The organism is Rhodococcus sp. NyZ502 (assembly GCF_041464245.1).
In the GTDB taxonomy this organism is placed as follows: domain Bacteria; phylum Actinomycetota; class Actinomycetes; order Mycobacteriales; family Mycobacteriaceae; genus Rhodococcus_F; species Rhodococcus_F qingshengii.
The window spans coordinates 5,694,242-5,714,793 of the sequence record NZ_CP167155.1 but is presented as its reverse complement, the minus strand read 5'-3'; the positions used below and the strand labels follow the sequence as shown (position 1 = coordinate 5,714,793).

General features: G+C 62.5%; 23 protein-coding genes. 10 read left to right on the top strand and 13 right to left on the bottom strand.

Annotated features, from left to right (window positions below; genetic code table 11):
- Positions 1 to 20 precede the first annotated feature (20 nt).
- Positions 21 to 1,811, top strand: a complete 1,791-nt coding sequence (locus tag ACBG85_RS26520) for a CocE/NonD family hydrolase (protein WP_372025438.1) — start codon at positions 21 to 23, stop codon at positions 1,809 to 1,811.
- Between the two features lie 33 nt (positions 1,812 to 1,844).
- On the opposite strand, the gene paaI is transcribed toward ACBG85_RS26520, so the two are convergent.
- The 4 genes from paaI to ACBG85_RS26500 form a co-directional block, all read right to left on the bottom strand.
- Complete coding sequence (gene paaI / locus ACBG85_RS26515) at positions 1,845 to 2,213, bottom strand: hydroxyphenylacetyl-CoA thioesterase PaaI (protein WP_047269444.1); 369 nt, start codon at positions 2,211 to 2,213, stop codon at positions 1,845 to 1,847.
- A gap of 66 nt (positions 2,214 to 2,279) precedes the next feature.
- Complete coding sequence (locus ACBG85_RS26510) at positions 2,280 to 2,591, bottom strand: EthD family reductase (RefSeq protein WP_058038343.1); 312 nt, start codon at positions 2,589 to 2,591, stop codon at positions 2,280 to 2,282.
- 6 nt (positions 2,592 to 2,597) lie between these two features.
- Positions 2,598 to 4,640 carry a phenylacetic acid degradation bifunctional protein PaaZ gene (paaZ, locus tag ACBG85_RS26505; RefSeq protein ID WP_075834677.1) on the bottom strand — a complete coding sequence of 681 codons (2,043 nt, stop codon included), beginning with the start codon at positions 4,638 to 4,640 and terminating at the stop codon, positions 2,598 to 2,600.
- Between the two features lie 88 nt (positions 4,641 to 4,728).
- The gene (locus tag ACBG85_RS26500; RefSeq protein ID WP_007730612.1) at positions 4,729 to 5,340 is read right to left on the bottom strand and encodes a TetR/AcrR family transcriptional regulator; all 612 of its coding nucleotides are present in this window, start codon (positions 5,338 to 5,340) and stop codon (positions 4,729 to 4,731) included.
- 107 nt (positions 5,341 to 5,447) lie between these two features.
- Between ACBG85_RS26500 and ACBG85_RS26495 the strand changes: the two genes are divergently transcribed.
- The 9 genes from ACBG85_RS26495 (at position 5,448) to paaK (ending at position 13,100) form a co-directional block, all read left to right on the top strand.
- Positions 5,448 to 6,176, top strand: coding sequence for an enoyl-CoA hydratase/isomerase family protein (locus tag ACBG85_RS26495; RefSeq protein ID WP_217017985.1), 729 nt, complete (start codon positions 5,448 to 5,450; stop codon positions 6,174 to 6,176).
- The gene (locus ACBG85_RS26490; RefSeq protein ID WP_007730617.1) at positions 6,173 to 7,030 is read left to right on the top strand and encodes a 3-hydroxyacyl-CoA dehydrogenase family protein; all 858 of its coding nucleotides are present in this window, start codon (positions 6,173 to 6,175) and stop codon (positions 7,028 to 7,030) included. The genes ACBG85_RS26495 and ACBG85_RS26490 overlap by 4 nt, the downstream gene beginning before the upstream one ends.
- A gap of 27 nt (positions 7,031 to 7,057) precedes the next feature.
- Positions 7,058 to 7,843, top strand: a complete 786-nt coding sequence (locus tag ACBG85_RS26485) for an enoyl-CoA hydratase-related protein (RefSeq protein ID WP_029256503.1) — start codon at positions 7,058 to 7,060, stop codon at positions 7,841 to 7,843.
- 92 nt (positions 7,844 to 7,935) lie between these two features.
- A complete protein-coding gene (paaA, locus tag ACBG85_RS26480; protein WP_007730621.1) occupies positions 7,936 to 8,904 on the top strand; it encodes a 1,2-phenylacetyl-CoA epoxidase subunit PaaA in 969 nt (322 codons plus the stop codon).
- Positions 8,901 to 9,218: a 1,2-phenylacetyl-CoA epoxidase subunit PaaB gene (paaB, locus tag ACBG85_RS26475; protein WP_020909477.1), complete on the top strand. Its 318-nt coding sequence runs from the start codon at positions 8,901 to 8,903 to the stop codon at positions 9,216 to 9,218. Before paaA ends, paaB begins: the two co-directional genes overlap by 4 nt.
- Before the next feature lie 28 nt (positions 9,219 to 9,246).
- Positions 9,247 to 10,164 carry a 1,2-phenylacetyl-CoA epoxidase subunit PaaC gene (gene paaC / locus ACBG85_RS26470; RefSeq protein WP_217017981.1) on the top strand — a complete coding sequence of 306 codons (918 nt, stop codon included), beginning with the start codon at positions 9,247 to 9,249 and terminating at the stop codon, positions 10,162 to 10,164.
- Between the two features lie 2 nt (positions 10,165 to 10,166).
- The gene (gene paaD / locus ACBG85_RS26465) at positions 10,167 to 10,673 is read left to right on the top strand and encodes a 1,2-phenylacetyl-CoA epoxidase subunit PaaD (protein ID WP_217018930.1); all 507 of its coding nucleotides are present in this window, start codon (positions 10,167 to 10,169) and stop codon (positions 10,671 to 10,673) included.
- Between the two features lie 4 nt (positions 10,674 to 10,677).
- Entirely contained in the window at positions 10,678 to 11,757 is a 1,080-nt protein-coding gene (gene paaE, locus ACBG85_RS26460) for a 1,2-phenylacetyl-CoA epoxidase subunit PaaE (protein ID WP_064687859.1), read from the top strand.
- Positions 11,758 to 11,798: 41 nt separating this feature from the next.
- Positions 11,799 to 13,100, top strand: a complete 1,302-nt coding sequence (gene paaK / locus ACBG85_RS26455) for a phenylacetate--CoA ligase PaaK (RefSeq protein WP_372025434.1) — start codon at positions 11,799 to 11,801, stop codon at positions 13,098 to 13,100.
- A gap of 2 nt (positions 13,101 to 13,102) precedes the next feature.
- Here paaK and ACBG85_RS26450 read toward each other — a convergent pair whose 3' ends face one another.
- The 9 genes from ACBG85_RS26450 to ACBG85_RS26410 form a co-directional block, all read right to left on the bottom strand.
- Positions 13,103 to 13,726, bottom strand: a complete 624-nt coding sequence (locus ACBG85_RS26450) for a LysE family translocator (protein ID WP_007730629.1) — start codon at positions 13,724 to 13,726, stop codon at positions 13,103 to 13,105.
- Between the two features lie 92 nt (positions 13,727 to 13,818).
- Complete coding sequence (locus ACBG85_RS26445; protein ID WP_372025432.1) at positions 13,819 to 15,012, bottom strand: globin domain-containing protein; 1,194 nt, start codon at positions 15,010 to 15,012, stop codon at positions 13,819 to 13,821.
- A 31-nt stretch (positions 15,013 to 15,043) separates the two neighbouring features.
- Positions 15,044 to 15,493, bottom strand: a complete 450-nt coding sequence (locus ACBG85_RS26440) for an Rrf2 family transcriptional regulator (RefSeq protein WP_054781011.1) — start codon at positions 15,491 to 15,493, stop codon at positions 15,044 to 15,046.
- Between the two features lie 119 nt (positions 15,494 to 15,612).
- Positions 15,613 to 16,743, bottom strand: a complete 1,131-nt coding sequence (gene galK, locus ACBG85_RS26435) for a galactokinase (RefSeq protein WP_372025431.1) — start codon at positions 16,741 to 16,743, stop codon at positions 15,613 to 15,615.
- Positions 16,743 to 17,843, bottom strand: a complete 1,101-nt coding sequence (gene galT, locus ACBG85_RS26430) for a galactose-1-phosphate uridylyltransferase (protein WP_158170387.1) — start codon at positions 17,841 to 17,843, stop codon at positions 16,743 to 16,745. Before galT ends, galK begins: the two co-directional genes overlap by 1 nt.
- Positions 17,840 to 18,466: an SMI1/KNR4 family protein gene (locus tag ACBG85_RS26425; protein WP_054187516.1), complete on the bottom strand. Its 627-nt coding sequence runs from the start codon at positions 18,464 to 18,466 to the stop codon at positions 17,840 to 17,842. Before ACBG85_RS26425 ends, galT begins: the two co-directional genes overlap by 4 nt.
- Before the next feature lie 21 nt (positions 18,467 to 18,487).
- Positions 18,488 to 19,072, bottom strand: coding sequence for a TetR/AcrR family transcriptional regulator (locus ACBG85_RS26420; protein WP_003943180.1), 585 nt, complete (start codon positions 19,070 to 19,072; stop codon positions 18,488 to 18,490).
- The gene (locus ACBG85_RS26415) at positions 19,069 to 20,118 is read right to left on the bottom strand and encodes a saccharopine dehydrogenase family protein (RefSeq protein WP_372025430.1); all 1,050 of its coding nucleotides are present in this window, start codon (positions 20,116 to 20,118) and stop codon (positions 19,069 to 19,071) included. The genes ACBG85_RS26420 and ACBG85_RS26415 overlap by 4 nt, the downstream gene beginning before the upstream one ends.
- Positions 20,119 to 20,173: 55 nt before the next feature.
- Positions 20,174 to 20,527 carry a glyoxalase superfamily protein gene (locus tag ACBG85_RS26410; protein WP_042446391.1) on the bottom strand — a complete coding sequence of 118 codons (354 nt, stop codon included), beginning with the start codon at positions 20,525 to 20,527 and terminating at the stop codon, positions 20,174 to 20,176.
- Positions 20,528 to 20,552: the final 25 nt, after the last annotated feature.

Here is a 20,552-nt window from a genome sequence, read left to right as displayed (position 1 = left end):
CTGGTGGAGAACAGATCCGGGTGTACGGTTTTCAGGTGCGCCGGAGAATTGCGATCAGTGTCGTCACGCTCGTGGTTTGCGCCCTCGGCTTTTCGCCGCCGGCGCTCGCGGATTCACCGAACGGCTCGTATTCGTCACAGCTGCTGTACTTCTCGGTCGATGTCGGGCCTGAACTCTCGACGCCGTGCACCGTCGTCGGTGAACTCTTTGTTCCCGATGGTGTCGACGCTGACAACCCAGCTCCCGCGATCCTGACCACCAACGGGTTCGGCGGTTCGTACAAGGACCAGATTCCGGCCCTGCAGAACTTCGCCGAGAACGGGTATGTCGGACTGACGTATTCGGGATTGGGTTTCGGCGGCACGAGTTGCAAGATCACACTCGACTCTCCCGCATACGACGGTATCGCCGCTTCCCAGTTGGTCAGCTTCCTCGGCGGCCAAGAAGGGATTGCCTTCACGGATCAGGCTCTGACGCAGCCCTATCCGGCGCTCACCACGGTCGTTCAGGACTCCGTCGATCACACCGGTGCACCGTCGACGAACGACCCGCGGGTCGGAATGACGGGTGGCTCTTACGGCGGCGGCATTCAATTCGCCGCCGCGAGTGTCGATCCCCGCATCGACACCATCATCCCCATGATCACCTGGAACGATCTCGCGTATTCCTTGGCGCCCAACAGCACCGGGACCATCTCCGGAGTGTCGACTGCGGAGCCGGGAGCAGCGAAGGTGCTCTTTGCATCGCTGCTCTTCGGCGCGGGCATCGCGAATCCCGGTGTGGACGGTTACATCGCAGATCCCGCACGGCTACCCGGCTGCCCGAACTACGTCCCTTACATGTGCAACGCGATCGCCGAGGCAGTGGTGACCGGCGATATCGGACCGCAAGTAGTGAGTGAGCTCCGAGCGTCGTCGGTCTCGTCGTTCGTCGACCGGATCAACATTCCGGTACTGCTTGCTCAGGGGCAACAGGACACCCTGTTCGATCTGAACGAGGCAACCGCGACTTACGACGCGCTGAAGGATCGTGGCGTCGATGCCAAGATGATTTGGCATTCGTGGGGGCACAGCCACTTGGCCGCTGCGCCGGGCGAGTTCAGCTTCTCCGCACCCGACGAGGATACCCAGTACGAGACCGGTCGCTTCATGGACTGGTTCGATCACTACCTCAAGGACGAGAACACGGAGACCGGCCCGGAATTCGCGTATTTCCGCAACTGGATCGACTACGAGGGAAACGCGGCACCGGCCTACGCGACGTCCGACACCGTCGATGTCGGGACCGCTCGCGCCTTCCATCTGTCCGCTGACGGGGGACTGCTACCGGACGGCACGCCGGTGATACCGGGTTCGAAGACGATCGTCACCGCACCGGCTGGGCTGCCGACGGGCGTAGAGCCACTCAATATCAATCCGGCCGGAAACATTCCGAATGCACAGATTCCGGGAACCGAGGCGCTCTGGACCACTGCGCCGATGACCGAGGAGATGGCCGTGGTGGGAGCTCCCACTGTGACGCTGCGTGTTGCGGCGCCCGGACAGCCGGTGGTGTTCGCGAAACTCTACGACGTGGCTCCGGACGGAACTTCCTCGCTGATCAACGGACTCATCGCGCCCATACGCATCAGTGATCCGTCGCAGCCGGTGCCGGTGACGATGCCGGCGATAGTGCATCGATTCGAGCCGGGGCATTCTGTTCGTCTGGCAATCACCGGTGGCGACATCAGTTTCCGTGGGGGATTGCAGGGCATGCCGGTGACGATCTTCGCCGACGGGTCCGGCCCCCTCGAACTTCCCGTCGTGGGCTGATACACCGTGGGCTGATACACCGTGGGCTGAATTTCAGCGGGTGATGGTTCGACTGTCGCCGCGGAACTCGGCCACGACGGCGTCGCCATTGCGAACGGTCACGTCGTAGATCCCACTTCGGCCGCCTCGAGCCTTCTCGGTGGCGACCGCGGTCAAGGTGTCGCCCAGACGGGTCGGACGCAGAAATCTGATGTCCGCGCGCGCTGCAACGGCTGAATCCTCGTAGCCGTTGCAGGCGAGCGCAAACGCGGTGTCCGCGAGCAGGAAAACATAACCGCCGTGTGTGATTCCGTGACCGTTCACCATGGTTTCGCCCACGGTGACGGTCACGGTTGCGCTACCGGGCGCCAGTTCGGAAATCTCGATACCGAGTGCCTGCGATGCCTGGTCCGCGTCGAACATCTCTCTGGCGGTGATGCTTCCTGTACTCACGAGACAACTCCTGTGTGATCGGGAAATTGCAGGGGTCTAGAGGACCGAGACAACTTCCTGGACATACATGTCGACCGTGCCGGTGGCAAAGTTTGCGACATCTTTTCCAGCGGCGCCCATCTCCGGGGACTTCAGGCCGCTCTGCATAGTCTCGAGATCGGGAAACTCGAGGTTGGCGACGGCATAGAAGACTGGATCGGAGCCGTCCAGCGTCGAGCACTTGCTGAACGTGAAGTCCGAGAGCCCTGGGACTGCGCTGGCGAGCGGGACGTGGATCTCGTTGTAGTACTTGTCGAAAGCATCCGGATCGGTGGGGCGTCCGTAACACACTGCTACTCGATAGGTCATGTGCTTTCAATTCCCTTCGGGGCGAGTCTTGGCTACCAGAGTCAGGACGTCGTATGTCGCGACCGGATCGTTGTCCTGGTTCGTCACCACGGCGTCCCAACGAACCTCACCGTAGTCGGCGCTGCTGCGAGGTGTGATGGTCTTGGCTGTGAGGGTGACCGTCAGGCTGTCTTCGGCTTTGACCGGAGTCAGGAACCTGAGGCTGTCCACGCCGAAGTTCGCGAGAACCGGGCCGGGAGCCGGGTCGACGAACAGGCCCGCAGCGAGTGAGACAACAAGATAGCCGTGCGCGACGATGCCGCCGAAGAGTGGATTCGCCGCAGCGGCCACCGGATCGGTGTGAGCGTAGAAGGTGTCACCGGTGAACTCTGCAAAATGATCGATGTCTGCGAGTGTGACCTGGCGCGGACCGCCGACAACAGTGTCACCGATCTTCAACTCGGCGAGACTCTTTCGGAATGGATGTTCGGATCCGGTCGTGCGCTGCGATCCGGTGAACCAGCGCTCGCCGACTGCGGTGAGGACGTCGGGTGTGCCCTGTACGGCGGTGCGCTGCATGTGGTGCAGAACTCCGCGGATGCCACCCAGCTCCTCACCGCCGCCGGCACGGCCGGGACCGCCGTGTACGAGGACTGGAAGGGGAGAGCCGTGGCCGGTGGATTCCTTGGCGTCGTCGCGGTTCAGGACGAGCACTCTGCCGTGAAAAGCTGCGAGGCCCAGCACCAGTCGACGTGCGATGTCGGTGTCGGCAGTGACCACCGAGGCGACGAGGCTTCCCTCGCCATGGGCCGCGAGTTCGATCGCATGATCGATGCCGTCGTATCCGATGACGGTGCTGACGGGTCCGAAGGCCTCCAGTTCGTGTACCTCGTGCGCATTCTCTTCCGCCCGGAGAAGGACTGGGGAAAGGAAGGCTCCTGACTGGCCGTCGGCACCGACCACGTCGACGTTGTCCGGGTCTCCGAATACGATAGTTGCCGACTTCGTCAGACCGCGAATGGATTTCAAGACCTCGTCACGCTGTTCGATGCTGGCGAGAGCTCCCATAGTGACGCCATCAGCATCGGGGTGTCCCACGACCACTTTGTTCAGTCGCTCGGATGCGGCATCGACAACGGCGTCGACCAGCGAGAGCGGGACCAGGGCGCGCCGGATCGCCGTGCACTTCTGGCCCGCCTTGACCGTCATCTCGGTGACGAGTTGTTTGACGTACAAATCGAATTCGGGCGTTCCTGGTACGGCGTCCTCGCCGAGGATCGACGCGTTGAGTGAATCGGCTTCGGCATTGAAATGGACGCCCTTGCCGACGACGTTCGGGTGAGCACGCAGCGTTGCGGCGGTGTCGGCGGATCCGGTGAATGCCACTGAGTCCTGCCCGCCGAGGTGATCGAGGAGGCCCCGTGCACTACCGGAGAGCAGTTGGACGGAACCCTCCGGGAGCAAGCCTGATTCGATGATGCGCCGGAAGACGAGTTCGGTGAGATATGCCGTGGAACTGGCAGGTTTGACGATGGACGGCACCCCCGCGATGAATGCCGGTGCCAGCTTCTCCAGGAACCCCCACACCGGGAAATTGAAGGCGTTGATCTGCACGGCGACGCCGCGACGTGATGTATAGATGTGTTGCCCGAGGAAGGTTCCGCCTTTGCCGAGAGGCTCGACGTTTCCGTCCAGAAAGACTGTGCTGTCGGGCAATTCGCGCCGAGCCTTGCTCGCGTAGCTCAGCAGGGTCCCGAATCCGCCGTCGATGTCCACCCCGGAATCTCGCGTCGTCGCACCGGTGGCAGTGGAGAGTGTGTAGAACTCGGCTTTTCCTGCCATCAACGTGAGGGCGAGAGCCTTGAGCGCGCCGGCACGTTCGTGGAAGGTCATCGCGGACAGTGCAGGCCCGCCGACCTCGCGTGCGTACGTAACCATCTCGGCGAGGTCGACGCCGGTTGCGGAGATCCGGGCCACCTCCGATCCGTCCACTGCGCTCGGCAACGGGGTACCTGCGTCCGGTGCGGCGTACCACTGACCGGCCACATAGCTTTCCAACAGTCTGCTCACGACAACTCCATCTCACCGTACGTTCGGTCGGTAATTACGATCGCCCGGTAACGCCGCGTTGTCAAGGATTCGGCAGAACTGCCTGGAGTCAGGCCTTGCGAAGTCCGTCGAAAGTGACGGCGACGACCGCGTCGGCGATGTCGGAGACGGACTCACCCGCTCGGGGTTTGTACCACTCGATCAGTGAGTTGACGGTGCCGAACATCAGCTTGCTGGCGAGGGCTGGTTCGATGTCCGGGCGCAAGTCTCCCTCCGCTGCGGCGGACGCGACGAGACCTCCGACGAAGTTGTCGAATTCGCGTCGACGAGCTAGCGCGGCGCGCTCGACCGTCGTGTTGCCGCGGACGCGCAGGAGCAGGGTGACGTATGGAAGCTCTGCGACCAGCACCTCTACGCTGCGCCGGACCAGGTATTCGAGCCGGTCGATGTACGGACCGGTGGTGGCGCCCTCTTCGGTCGTGACCGCAAACAGGGCGTTGAGTGCACGCGAAAGGGCGAGTTCGAGAAGTTCTGACTTTCCGGACACATGGTGGTAGATCGAGGACTTCGTGATGCCGAGTTTCTTGGCGAGCACCTCCATGCTGGCGCCGTCGTAGCCCTTGTCGTTGAACACCTTCACGGCCACGGCCAGGAGCGAATCGAGGTCGTAGCCGGGACGTCCGGGGAGGCCGGTGCGTCGAGTGGGGCGTGCCGTAGTCATGTCCCCATCTTCTCAGTTCGGGCAAAGCTGTGCACCATCCTCGTTCTCACCCTTGCCAAACGACCGAATGTTCGGTTACTAATGGAGAAGAGCGAGAAGGAGCGAATGTGAACACCCTGCACGTGGACGAGCGCGAGGATCGCGTCGTGGTCACCCTCGACAGGCCCGCGCAACGCAATGCGATCAACGCGGAAATGATCGACGAACTGCATCAGGTTTGTGGACGCCTCGAACGGGATCCGAAGCTGCTCCTGCTTGCGGGGCGCGGCGATCACTTCGCAGGCGGCGCTGACATCGCGGAGCTCCGAGAGCGCGGACGAGAGGAAGCGTTCGCGGGTATCAACCGCACGCTGTTCGACCGAATCGGAAAGCTCCCGCTTCCCACCGTGGCCGCCGTGAGCGGCTACGCGCTCGGCGGTGGGGCAGAGTTGACCTACGCCTGCGACATTCGCATCGCGACAACGACGGCGGTCTTCGGGAATCCGGAGCCCAATCTCGGCATAATGGCAGCCGCCGGCGCCAGCTATCGACTGCCGAAGCTCGTCGGCGTCTCGATCGCGAAGCAGGTGCTCCTCGGTGCCAGGAACCTCGACGCCGAGCAGGCGCTACGAGCGGGCCTGGTTGTCGAGGTAACCGAACCGAACTGCCACGTCGACGCAGCGCATCGGCTGCTCGACCGCATTTCCCGACTGTCCCCGCTGGCACTGCGATTGACCAAGATCATCGTCGATGCGCCGGGATCGCATCCGTTTGCCAACGACATCGCCCAGGCCGTCCTGTTCGAGAGTTCGGACAAGCGCGATCGCATGACGGCCTTCCTGGAGAAGAAATCATGACTGAAGCAGTTGCACCGAAGACCGTCGGAGTCATCGGCGGTGGACGCATGGGTGCGGGTATCGCCCAGGTGTTCGCCAGTCTCGGCGGGGCGGTCACCATCGCGGAGAGTGGCGACACCGCGGCCGCGTTGCAGCGTGTTTCCGCCGGCCTCGACAGAGCTCACGAGCGAGGGAAACTCGACGACCAGGACCCCGCGACGGTGCTGGCGCGCGTGAGCACCGTGGACGCAGTGACCTCGTTGCCACCGTCGCTCGACCTGATCGTCGAGGCGGTCCCGGAAATTGCGGCCCTCAAGGTCGAGGTGCTCGCCGCTGCGGAAACCGTTGCCGGAGAAAGCACCGTGATCGCCAGCAACACCAGTTCCATGTCGATCGCCGAACTCGGCGCAGCGCTGACGGATCCGGGCCGGTTCATCGGTATGCACTTCTTCAATCCAGTCCCGGCGTCGCTGTTGGTCGAGATCGTCCGGGCGCCTCAGACCCGCCCCGAGGTTGTCGACTCGGTACGAGCATGGGTGTCGATGCTCGGCAAAGCCGAGGTGCTCGTCAACGACTCACCTGGTTTTGCAACCAGCCGACTTGGTGTCGGTCTCGGGCTCGAAGCCATCCGCATGCTCGAAGAGGGTGTGGCGGACGCGGAATCGATCGACCGAGCAATGGAATTGGGGTATCGGCATCCGATGGGCCCGCTGCGTTCGACAGATCTGGTCGGGTTGGATGTGCGCCTGGCGATCGCCGAACACCTCGCGAGCACGCTCGGTGATCGATTTGCACCTCCAGCACTGCTGCGAGAGAAGGTGGCTCGCGGCGAGTTGGGGCGCAAGACGGGACAGGGTTTTCACACATGGAGCTGAACCGAACTGCCTGCGAAAGGAACATCGATGACTGACGTGATTCGCTTGGAGATCGAGCGAGGTTTGGCGACAATCACTCTCGACCGACCCAAGGCCGCCAATGCCGTCAACGGCGAAATGAAGTCTCAGCTGCTCGAAGCGTTGCTGCAGGTTCACGCGGACGCAGAGGTTCGAGCGGTGTTGATTCTCGCCGAAGGCAAGAACTTCTGCGTCGGTCAGGATCTGGGCGAGCACGCCGCAGCGTTGGATGCTGATCCGGCGCACGCGATGGATACCGTCGAGGCGCACTACAACCCCATCGTCACGGCGCTGTCGACGCTCTCTGTCCCGGTGGTGGTGGGTATCGGCGGAGCCTGCGTCGGGGCCGGGTTGGGAATCGCGTTGGCCGGAGACATCCGTGTCGTGGGGGCTCGCGCGAGCTTTGCGACGGCATTCACCGGCATCGGTCTGGCCAGTGACTCCGGGCTCAGTCATGCGCTCGTGCACGCGCTCGGACCTAGCCGCGCCAGTGGCCTGATGTTGCTCGGCGACAAGTTCGACGCGCAGAGCGCGCTGGAGTGGGGCTTGGTTCATCGCGTGGTGGCCGACGAGGACGTCGCAGCTGAGGCTCGGGTACTCGCGCGTCGGCTTGCCGACGGACCCACCGCGGCCTTCGCCCACGTGAAATCGCTGATCCGTGCCGTTGCTCCTGGGCTTTCCCAGACGCTGGCGGCCGAGGCGAACGCACAGGTGGAGCTGGGTTCCACGGCAGATCATCGAGGCGCAGTCACGGCTTTCCTGTCGAAGCAGAAGCCGGTTTTCGAGGGTCGCTGATTTCTGGTGCGGCGAAAGATTCTCTTGTGTGCTGGGACACCTCGGTGCATACTAGTTACCAACCGATCATTCGGTAATAAAAGGTAGGTACGATGACCAACGTGGAAGCTCCACAAGACCTGCAGAACCTGTTCGACGAGACGATCGCGGCAGACCAGCGCATCGAGCCTCGCGACTGGATGCCGGACGGCTACCGCAAGACTCTGATCCGCCAGGTCGCCCAGCATGCGCATTCCGAGATCATCGGAATGCAGCCCGAGGGAAACTGGCTCACCCGTGCGCCTTCGTTGCGACGCAAGGCGATCCTGATGGCGAAGGTCCAGGACGAAGCCGGGCACGGTCTGTATCTCTACTCCGCGGCCGAGACGCTCGGTGCCGATCGTGGCGATCTGACCACCAAGCTGATCGAGGGAAAGCAGAAGTACTCCTCGATCTTCAACTATCCGACGCTGACATACGCCGACGTGGGTGTGATCGGCTGGCTGGTCGACGGAGCTGCCATCTGCAATCAGGTTCCGCTGTGCCGCAGCTCCTTCGGGCCGTATGCGCGCGCGATGATCCGTGTGTGCAAGGAGGAATCGTTCCATCAGCGGCAAGGCTTCGAGCTGTTGGCGACGATGATGCGCGGCACGGAAGCTCAACGGGCAATGGTGCAGGAAGCCGTCGACCGATGGTGGTGGCCCGCTCTGATGATGTTCGGACCGCCGGACGACGAATCGCCGAACACCGAGCAGTCGATGAAGTGGCGCATCAAGCGGCACACGAACGACGAACTGCGGCAACGATTCGTGGACATGTCGATACCGCAGGCCGAGATACTCGGTGTGACCTTCCCTGATCCCGACCTGCGCTGGAACCCCGAGCGTGGCGCACACGATTTCGGCGAGCCGGACTGGAGCGAATTCATGGACGTGGTCCGCGGCAACGGAGCGGCGAGCGTCGAGCGGATCACCAATCGGAAAGCCGCACACGACAACGGGGCCTGGGTTCGCGACGCCGCGTACGCCTTTGCACAGCGCGAGAGACTCGCGCACGATCGCACGACTGGGGAAACATCATGAGCGAGAACGATCAGGTACAGGGCGATCAGGTGCGGGGCGAATGGCCTTTGTACGAGGTATTTCTGAGGGGAAAGCGCGGACTGAACCACGTGCATGTCGGATCCCTGCGCGCGGCAGACGACCAGATGGCGTTACGCCACGCGCGCGACGTCTACACCAGACGTAACGAAGGCGTGAGTATCTGGGTCGTGCCATCCGCGAAAATCGTGGCTTCGAGTCCGGCAGAAAAGGATCCGTTCTTCGCGCCGAGCGGCGACAAGGTCTACCGGCACCCGACTTTCTACGACATCCCGGACTCCGTTCCGCACATGTGAGAATCACTTCGACTTCGAGGACCAACAGATGAACGATCACGACAGTGCCTACGACGGCCTGGTCGACGGCGACGGCCACGGTCAGTGGGCGTTCGGAACCAGCTTCGACGACCCCCTCGCCGGAGTCGACACCACGGTGCCGGATGACGTCGATCTCGGTGCGCTGGCGCGCTACTGCCTCATGCTCGGCGACGACGCGCTCGTCAGTTCGCAGCGCCTCGCCGAATGGTCGACGCGGGCACCGGAACTCGAAGAAGAGGTAGCTCTCGCGAATGTCGGTCTGGATCTGATCGGGCAGGCCAGGCTGCTGCTGGCTCGCGCGGCAGCAGCCGATTCCACTGTGGTTCCGTTCATCTCCGATACGTCACCGGTGCCGGCCGAAGATGCGCTCGCCTTCTTTCGTGATCAGTTCGGTTTCCGCAACGTGAGACTGGTGGAGCTCGCCAACGGCGACTTCGCGCACACGGTCGTTCGGCTACTCGTGTTCTCGACCTGGCGGCTGGCGCTGTTCGATCGGCTGCGCATGTCGCGCGATCCGGTTCTCGCAGCTGTGGCGAACAAGGGCGTCAAAGAACTGACCTACCACCGCGACTACGCGGCAAGATGGGTCGTCACGTTGGGCGCCGGCACGGCAGAATCCAAGCGTCGGACTGCCGAGGCCCTGCTCGAGATCTTCCCGTTCGTGGACGAACTCTTTGTTCCCACCCAGGACGAACTCGTTTTGGCAGAAGTTGGCGTCGGAGTGGATCCGCGTACTGTTCGGCCGGAGTTCGACGCTGTTCTTGCCCAGGTCCTCCATGCAGCCGAAATGGAAGAGCCCCCTTCGCGTTTCTCCGGTTTCGTCGGCGGCCGCGGCGGGCGTGCCGGACTGCACACCGGGGCACTGGGGCTACTTCTCGCCGAAATGCAGAGCGTCGCTCGGGAGCATCCGGAAGGGGTGTGGTGACCGTGACTGCAGCTACCGTCTCTTCCGCGCAGGAGATCGTCGCCTCGGTGATGGATCCGGAGATGCCACTGTTGACCTTGGCCGATCTCGGCGTCATCCGATCGGTCGACGTCGAAGCGAACTTGGTCTGTGTGACAATCACTCCCACCTATTCCGGGTGTCCGGCGATGGCGACGATGCGAGACGACATCGAGCACAAGCTGACCGACGCGGGGTACGGCAGCGTCCAGATCAAGACTCAACTGTCGCCGCCTTGGAGTTCGGATTGGATCAGCGAAGAGGGGCTCGCGAAACTTCGGACGGCCGGGTACTCGGTGCCGGGGGCCGCGCCGCGTCGCACCTCCGGCCCGATCGCCTTGACCTTGACGGCCAAGCCGCGCGACATCCTGTGCCCCCAGTGCGGTTCGGCAAACACCAGACTGAGTTCGGAATTCGGTCCGACCCTGTGCAAAGCGCTCTATCGCTGCCTCGACTGCCTCGAGCCGTTCGATCACGTGAAGGAGATCTGAACAGATGAGTACCGCAACGACGAACCGGAACAAACCATTTCACCCGTTGACGGTCGCCGGTGTCGAATCACTGTGCGACGACGCAGTTGCCGTCACCTTCGACGTGCCTGCCGATATCGCCGATCAATTCGACTTCGGCGCCGGGCAGTCACTGACACTGCGGCGGATGATCGACGGCGTCGAACACCGTCGCTCCTACTCGATCTGTGCACCGGTAGGGGCGTCTCCACGGGTGGGGGTTCGCGAAGTGGCAGACGGACTCTTCTCCTCCTGGTTGGTGCGAGACGTCAAGGCCGGGGATCGAATCGACGTCCAGGGCCCATCTGGCAATTTTGTCGCCGATCCGGCATTGGGTGGACGGCACGTTCTGATCGCGGCGGGCTCCGGAATCACGCCCATGTTGTCCATCGCTGCAACACTGCTGGTGAACCCCGAGGCCGATGTCACCCTGCTGTACGGGAACAGGCGCACCCGTTCGGTCATGTTCGCCGAAGAAATCGCCGACCTGAAGGACCGGTACGGTGCACGCCTGGACGTTATTCATGTTCTCTCTCGCGAGCCGCGCGAGGTCGAGTTGTTCTCGGGCCGTCTCGACGCCGACCGGTTGCGCGAGATCTTCACCTCTCTCGTTCCGTGCGACCAGGTCGACGGCTTCTGGTTGTGTGGTCCGTTCGGGATGGTCAACGACGCCCAGGAAGTACTGGCCGGCTTGGGAATTGCCAAGGATCGCATCCATCACGAGCTGTTCTACGTCGACGACGTCGCTCCGCCGGTTGCAGTGCATCGTGAGCGCGGAATTGTCGGACCGAGCAGCGAGGTGACTATTACTCTCGACGGTCGATCGACCACCGCGACACTTCCGCGAGACCAGTCGATTCTCGATGCAGCGGAACAGTACCGATCGGATCTGCCCTTCGCGTGCAAGGGCGGGGTCTGTGGAACGTGTCGCGCCAAGGTCACCTGCGGTGACGTCGAGATGCGCAGGAACTACGCACTCGAAGACTACGAAGTCGACGCGGGTTTTGTACTGACCTGCCAGACCTTCCCTGTCGGTGAACAGATAACAGTCGATTTCGACGCCTGACCGCCCGCACAGCGCCCTCACTGAGCCCACCGGAGACAATCATGACCGAACTCGTCACTGCTACTTCGCAAGAAATCGAATTTGCCAGTCGGGACCGCATTTCGACGCTCCAACTCGAGCGGATGCAATGGTCCCTGATGCACGCGTACACCAATGTTCCGCACTACCGCAAAGCTCTCGACGACGCCGGCGTCCACCCGAGCGACTTGAAGGATCTGAGCGATCTCGCGAAGTTTCCCTTCACCACCAAAGCGGATCTACGTGAGAACTATCCGTTCAAGATGTTTGCGGTGCCCCAGGACCGGGTCTCGCGAATTCACGCGTCTTCGGGGACCACCGGTCGCCCGACGGTGGTGGGGTACACGAGCAACGACCTGAACAACTGGGCCGATCTCATCGCGCGCAGTCTCTCGGCCGGCGGCGTGCGGTCTTCGGACAAGGTTCACGTGGCTTACGGGTACGGTCTGTTCACCGGTGGGTTGGGAGCACACTACGGTGCGGAGCGCTTGGGCTGCACGGTCATTCCCATGTCCGGTGGCATGACCGAGCGGCAGATTCAACTGATCGAGGACTTCGAGCCCGACGCCATCATGGTGACTCCGTCGTACATGTTGACCATCGTGGATGCGATGATCAAGAAAGGCATCGATCCCGCGAAGACCTCACTGAGGGTGGGAGTTTTCGGAGCGGAGCCGTGGACCGAACAGATGCGTACCGAGCTGGAACAGCAACTCGACATGCATGCGGTCGACATCTACGGACTCTCCGAGATCATGGGCCCGGGTGTGGCAATGGAATGTGTGGAAACCAAAGACGGGCTGCATATCTGGGAAGACCACTTCTACCCGGAGATCATCGATCCGGTCACGGGCGAAGTGCTGCCGGACGGTGAAGAAGGTGAGCTGGTTTTCACCTCTCTCACCAAGGAAGCGCTGCCCATCATTCGCTACCGAACCAGGGACCTGACCCGACTGTTGCCGGGTACGGCGCGCTCGATGCGTCGGATGCAGAAGGTCACCGGCCGGACCGACGACATGATCATCCTGCGTGGGGTCAATCTGTTCCCCACACAGATCGAAGAGCTGATCTTGACCGTCCCCGCCCTGGCACCCCAATTCCAGTGTGTGCTGGAGCGTCCGGACCGGATGGATACTCTGACAGTGCGCGTCGAGGCTCGCCCTGACGCGGCAATTTCCGATCATGCGGCAGCGTCTTCGGCGTTGCAGAAGCTGGTGAAGAACAAGATCGGTGTCACGGTCGAGGTGAGCGTTCTCGAACCCGGCGGACTCGAACGCTCGATCGGCAAAGCGCGTCGTCTGATCGACCAACGTCCGAAGGACTGAAACTACTCCAGGGCCATGCGGGTGGCGAAGATTCCGAGAATGCCACCAGCTAGCCATTTCTGAGCCCGCATCCACACCGGACGCGCCATGAGGAAGGTCGACACGGCTGCCGCACAGCACACGATCAACGCGTTGACGGTGACTGCGACCAGGATCTGCACGCCGCCGAGTACGAGTGCCTGTTGCCAGACCGGACCCGCAGTGGGATCGACGAACTGGGGGATCAGGGCCGCGTACATCAGCGCAATCTTGGGATTGAGCAGATTGGTGGTCAACCCCATCCCGAACAGACGGCCGCTACCGTGGCGGTCGACCTCGCCCACCTCGAAGGCGGACTTCCCACCTGGTCGGAGTGTCGACCAGGCGAGATAGGCCAGGTACAGGGCACCACCGATTTTCACCGCGGTGAACACCGTTGGTACGGCGAAGAGAACCGCCGTCAGCCCTGCACACGTGGCGGTGAGGTAGACCAGGAAACCGGTTGCGACTCCGCCGAGCGAGATCAAACCCGCCCGGCGGCCCTGGCTGATGCTGCGGGACACCAGATAGATCATGTTGGGGCCCGGTGTCAGAACCATCGCCAGGGCGATCAGCGCGACTCCCGTCATCGACGCTGACGTGATCATGTCGGTCTCCCACTACTCGATGCGTATGTTTCGTCGAGTACACAAGGGTTTGCAGTCGCGCGCCAAGGTCCAGTTCGCAGGCAGTGGTCCGCTCAGGTGTTGGCCCAGCTGTCGGGCCCGAAGACCTCGTAGTGGATATTCTGTGCCGGGACGTCCCTTTCGAGCAACGATGCGCGCATCGCCAACATGAAGGGCATCGGCCCGCAAAGGAAGGCTTGGGTATCGGGCTCCACTGCAATACCTTGCAAATCCGCCCGTCCTTCGTGAACCGATCCGAACGCAACGTGCGTGCCGAGATCCTCGTACCAACGGTGCAGGGTTGCGGCGGGAATCTGGTCGACGAGTGTGCTGAGTTCTGCGCGGTGCGCGTGATCCGCAATGGATCGATCCGCATGGATGACAGATACCGAACGGTCAGCGCCGGTGTCCACGAGATGATTGAGCATCCCGATCATCGGTGTGCAACCGATTCCGGCCGACGCGAGCAGGAGCGGTGAGTTGTCGTCCGGCATGGTGAGATCGCCGAAAGGTGTGGTGACGGAGAGTTCTTGACCTTCGAATACGTTGTTGTAGAGGAAGTTCGACACTTCGCCATCGGGAGTTCCGGAGATTCGCTTGACGCTGATCCGCCAGTCTGCGCTGCTCGGTATCGAACACAGGCTGTATTGGCGGATCTGGCGGGCGCCGTCGGGCAGTGTAACCCCGACCGAAAGGTACTGTCCGGGAGCGAAGGTGGGGAGTGCGCTACCGTCGAGCGACGTGAGTGTCAGTGAGACGGTGTCGGCGGACTGAAGAACTCGTTCACTGATCCTGACTGTGCGCCAGACGTCACCGGCGTCCACGCCGGCGAGTTGGTAGAGGCCACGCTCCATCGTGATGAGGGTTTCCGCCATCAGCCAGTAGACCTCGTCCCAGGCTGCTGCGACATCGGGAGTGACTGCATCGCCGAGTATTTCGACGATCGCGGCAAAGAGGTGTTCGTGCACGATTGTGTACTGGTCGGGCGTGATTCCCAGCGACGCATGCTTGTGGGCGATACGTGAAAGTATGAGATCGACCTTGGCGCTGTCCGGCTCGAGCTGAAGCGTCGCGAATGCCGCGATGGCGCCGGCGAGAGCCTTCTGCTGTTCGCCCTGCTTCTGATTGCCGCGATTGAACAAATCGCGTTCGAGTTCAGGATGCGCGTCGAACATCCTGCGGTAGAACAGGGTTGTGATATCGCCGATGGCAGCGCCGACCACGGGAAGGGTGGCGCGAATGACCTCGGTTGACTGTGGGGAAAGCATGAGCTGCTCCGTTCGGTCGAAATTCGGTTGATCAGCCTGCTTCGTCGCTCCGGGTGGTGAGGCGAAGCAGAACAGTGTTGGACGGCTGACGGATGACGTCTTCGATCGTGACCGCGTCGAGTGAGACGAAAAACGCTTCCTGAGCGTCGCGCAACGCACTTCGAAGGAGGCAACCTCCGCGCAATGGGCACGGTTTGTCGCCTTCGCAGTCGACGACTTCACCCGGGCCTTCGAGGCGTCTGGCCAGCCAGCCGATGGTGGCGGTGCGGCCGAGTTCGGTGATGGAAAGCCCACCGCCGCGGCCGCGCCTGGTTGTCACGATGCCGAGCTCACCGAGCCGTGTAACCACCTTGGTGGCATGGGAATACGACACGTTGAGCTGCTGCGCAACATCCCGAGTGCTGGGGGAGGCATCCGCGTCGAGTACGGCCAACCGCATGACGACGCGCAATCCCAGATCGGTGAACTGCGTCAGTTGCATGATCTGAACCTACATAATTCGCATCTGAGATGACTATTTATGTGAGGGGGATCTCGAGGTGCCCCAACCAGGGCGAACGGTACGTTCGGCGCCTCCAGTGCGCTGAACGTGCCGTTCGCTCAGAGACGGGCGGCCGAACCCCCGGCAACGACGCCGAGAAAGTGTGGTGCTCGCCAACCTCGCGCCGCAAAGTCGCGGCTCACCGACGCGATGACCTCCACTCCGCTTCCTTCCGGAACCAGCGCGATGGCTGAGCCTCCGAATCCGCCGCCGGTCATCCGCGCACCGATCGCGCCGCCGCGTCGTGCTGCGGCAACGGCGACGTCGAGTTCATCGCACGAGACCTCGAAGTCGTCGCGCAACGAGGCGTGCGAGTTGTCGAACAGCTCGCCGACGTCACTGAATCTGCTGCTGCGCAGAAGTTCTGCGGTCTTCCGCGTCCTCTCGATCTCGGTCACGACGTGCCGTGCCCGCGCCCGGAGGATCGGGTCTCGCACTGTCTCGGCCTGGTCTGCTGTAGCCTCTCGCAAGCTGCCGACGCCGAGAGCTGCTGCTGCAGCGACGCATTGAGAGCGCCGCATTCCGTACTGTCCGTCTGCGAGCGAGTGTTTGACCCGGGTGTCGATGACGATCAGTTCGTACCCTGCACCGTGGAGTTCGAAAGGTATGGGTTCGGTGGATCCGTCCAGGCAGTCCAGCAGGAGCGCAGTCGAGGGCTGAGCAAAGAGGGCAATGGTTTGATCCATTCCTCCGGTCGGTGCGCCGACGCCGTCGTTCTCCGCCTGGATGCACACCTGTACCAGCTCATCGCGGGGGAAGGGTGAATCATGAAGTTCATTGACGGCCAACGCAACCGAACAGGTGAGGGCAGCGGAACTCGACAGTCCGGCCCCGACCGGTACCGACGAGTCGACGGCAAGATCGATTCCTCCGATCGGGAGGCCTCTGCGCGCAAGAGACCACAGAACGGCTGTGGGGTAGGCGGCCCACCCTGTGGCGATGTCGTCGACGGGCCCGGTGTACGTCTCGGCGGATTGCCGACTGTGCACGCGGACGACCCCGTCGCTGCGCAGTGCGACGGCAACCAGTGTTCGCTGCTCGAGAGCGACCGGTAGGCACAATCCACCGTTGTAGTCCGTGTGTTCACCGATCAGGTTGACTCGACCGGGTGCCACCCACACTCCGGTTGCCGGATAGCCGTAGGTGGCGTGAAACTGTTGGAGCACAGAATTGTTCGAGACCGTATCCACTATTTCAACTCCCGTAGGCGGGCCGCGACTGCCTCGGGAACGGTGTCGTTCACCCAGGCGCCCATGGCGGACTCGGACCCGGCGAGGTATTTGAGTTTGCCCGGTGCGCGCAAGATCGAGAACAGCTGAAGATGCAGTCGGCCCAGAGGTCGGTTGATGCGGACGGGAGCTTGGTGCCAAGCCGCGATGTACGGTACCCGGTCGACGCCCGGATAGAAGCGATCGATACGGCGTAGGAGATCTTGGTAGACGACCGCAAGCTCTTCGCGCTCTTGGTCGTTCAGCGAGGGAAGGTCCGGGACGTCTCGGTGCGGTGCCAGGTGAATCTCGATGGGCCATCGTGCGGCGGTCGGGACGTAGGCGCTCCAGTGATCGCCGTCGTAGATCAACCGGGCCTTGTCCTCGCGCTCGAACGCCAGAACATCGGCGAGTAGTGAGCGACCGGTGCGCTCGAAGTGTTTGTGCGCCTGCGTCAGCATCGATCGGGTGCGTGGCGTGACATACGGGTATGCGTAGATCTGTCCGTGTGGATGGGTGAGTGTCACCCCGATTTCTTCGCCGCGGTTCTCGAAGCAGAACACTTGTTCCACAAGCGGATCCGCCGACAACTCTTCGGTCCGAGAAATCCAGGCACTCACAATCGTCCGCATGCGTTCGAGTGGAAGCTCGGCGACGGACACCGTGTGATCGCTCGAGAAGCACATCACTTCGCAATGACCGGCCGCTGGGCGATCGCCCGCACCGTCTCCGGGACTGTCAATGGCTTCCTCAGGCGCCGCGGCAAAGCTCGGAAACCGATTCTCGAACACCGCGACGTCGTAGTCTCCATCGGGTATCTCTGTGGGCGTGCGTGTTTCGTCGGTCGGGCACAATGGACATTCGGCGGCGGAGGGGAGATGTGTCCGTGTCATGCGATGCGAAGCCATGGTGATCCACTCCCCGGTGAGAACGTCGAATCTCATCCGAGACGAGTGGTCGAGAGCCGGCAATTCGCGGGAATCTCGCGCAGAGTGGGCGCGGGCACTGCCGGCATCGTCGAAGTAGAAGATCTGACGCCCGTCGGCGAGGGTGCGACGGGTCGGATCCTGCTTGGGTGTCATGCGTCGACTTCCCATTCCAGAACACCCTTGCTGACAACGGGTTTCCACACTCCGATCGTTGATCCTGTTTCCAGCGCTACGGCATGGGCGGCCAGCATTACCGAGATGGACGCCCAGATCGGACCGCCGTTGTCAGTGGCGTCCGAGGCATACTCGGTCACACAATGGTGGAGTGCGCCGCTACGGGTGTCCACGAAGTAGTGGTACTCGTCCAGTCCGGCAAAGGGAACGAACGAGGGGATGAACATGGTTGCGGCAGTGCCTGCGTCGCGTTGATCGTGTCGATCCATCTCGTCCTCGGCGTAGAGGTCTGGATTCTCGTAGATCGTCTCGTCCCACGTTTCGAGCAGAGTGAGACGAACTTCGGTTGCGACGTCTATGGGGTAGAAGAACTTGTCCGGGAGCACGCTGCCGAGAAAGAGGCCGGTCCGGTCGTCGTGGGTCAGGCTGCCGTTGTGGACCCGATACAGGTCGCGAAGTTCCTGGGGCCACGTGACGCCGGTCGAGGCTTCGAATTCCTCGATAACGGCGTCACCGAGTCCTGGTTGAAACGCTGCAGCCGTCACCGGTGCGTTTGTACGGCACCACGCTTCGATTCGGCTCCATTCGTTTGCAACGCTCATGGGCTTTACGATACGTCCGAGTCAGGACCCGTGAATCAGGTACTGCAGTGTGTCCACGAGCTTTCGGTCCGAAGCCTCGGACTTTCGGCCGGTGATTCCCGATCGGAGAATTGCGGAACCCTCGAGCAGGCTCACGATGGTCTGCGCTGTCGCGCCAAGTTCCGCCGCATCCAGCTCCGGTTGTGCACACGCGACTGCGCGCTCTACGTGTGCGATGTACTGGGCGTAGAAGTCTCGAAGCACGACCGCGACTTCTTGGTCCGCCGCTGCAATGGCCCATACTTCGACGTACAGACGCACCGTGGCCTGGTCGTCCTGTTCTCCGAGCAGGACTCCGATGAAGTGTTCGGATTCCTCGCGGGAGAGGCTCTGATCCGTATCGGGGACGACGGCAAGGCGATCCAGTGAGCGGGTCAATGCACGTGACATCACTGCGCGTATCAGATCTGCACGGGTGGGGTAGTAGTGCTGCAGATGTCCTACCCGCACTCCGGCCGCGGCTGCGAAATCGCGCATTGCCGAGTTGGCATTGCCCTGAGTAGTGAGGACCTGTTCTGCTGCGTCGAGAAGTGCTGCCGCACGGGCGGCGCCCTTGGAGAGGGTCATGGTCGCAATACTGCCACCCCGAAGCCCTCCAACTCGGAGACGGTGCGGCGAGGGTTCGGAAGCGATTCGGGGAAAGTGACTCCAGGCCGGGCATCGTCGGCCAAGGCTCGTCTGACGGCCAGCGCGCCGCCCACCGCGGTGAGGTGAGCCTGGCCCTGCCGGTCGACGATTGTCGCGCTTGTCGTGCCGCTCGGGCCCGTGACATCGATGCGTACTTGCGCGCTCCCGCCCTTGCCCGGCGAGTACAGGAGTCCGCGTCGTAGCGGTGTGAAGCGGTCGCCGCGACCCCAACGGAACAGACCCACCTTCTTGGCGGCGAGCAGCGCAGTTGTGGATGCATTCGAACTGAAACCTATTCGAGTGCTGGCAGTTTCGGCGCCCAAGGTCATGGGGAACGTGAATTGTTCCGGAGTGTCGATTCTTCCGACCTTGGTGCGCGATCCGGGGAAGTCGACCCAGCGCGTATCCGTCAACGGGCTGACGGTGATCGGGTTTCCTTGCTGCATCACCTCGAAATCCTGCCCGAGCCGATCGATGAAGTCGACGGAGTCCAGCCCGGCAATGTCGTTGACGTCGTAGCGAATCGAGACGTCGATCGTGCTCGCGCCACCCAGTTCCTCGGCCAGCGCTGCGGCGACGATATTGGTGACTCCGCCCATCCATCCGGACGACAGGTACACCGGTGCGCTCGGCGACTTCTGACCCGCCAGAGTGGCGGCGCGAGCGACGCGGGTTGTCCAGCGGGTGATGTCCACGTACGGAATGCCGGCCTCGACGGCGGCGGACAGGACACGATCGTGGGGATCGTTGACCGTCGACACGACCGCGCGTACGGACGCGTCGAAGGGTGTCGGGTCGAGGAGGTCCCAGCGGCGGACGGAAGCGCCGTGACGGCCGGCCAGTTCGTCGCCTCGCTCGGGGGTGCGTCCGGTGAGGAGTAGTGGGAAGTCGGGGGCGAGCAACGCAGTCAGGGCGCTGCCCACGGTTCCGTATCCGCCGGCCACGAGGATCGGGCCGTCGGCTGAATACTGCAATGAATCGGTCATGCACCTAACTCTAGGTCAAATGACCTAAAACGTCGAATGGGGTTCTTTCCGCTGCTCAGTCCCGGTGTCGCACGATGTTGACGACGTTGCCATCGGGTGCCCGGACGAGGAATCGGCGAACACCCCACTCTTCGGTCGTTATGGGGTGCACGATTTCGTAGCCGAGCCTGCGGGCCTCTTCGTAGGCGCCGTCGATGTCATCCGTGTGGACTGAGATGACCGAGTCCTCGGCCGCAGTGGCGTCGTGCGTGACGAGCTGTACGTTCGCGCCGGTGTCGGGAGAGGTGTAGCGAGCGACCCACCCCATGTTGAACTCTTCGGTGCTCAGGCCGAGAAAGTCGGAGTAGAAGCTCTTGGCGGTTCCGACATCGGCGACTTTGAGATTGGCGGTGATGCGTCGAGCGCGCATGTGGTTCTCCTACCTTCGGCAACAG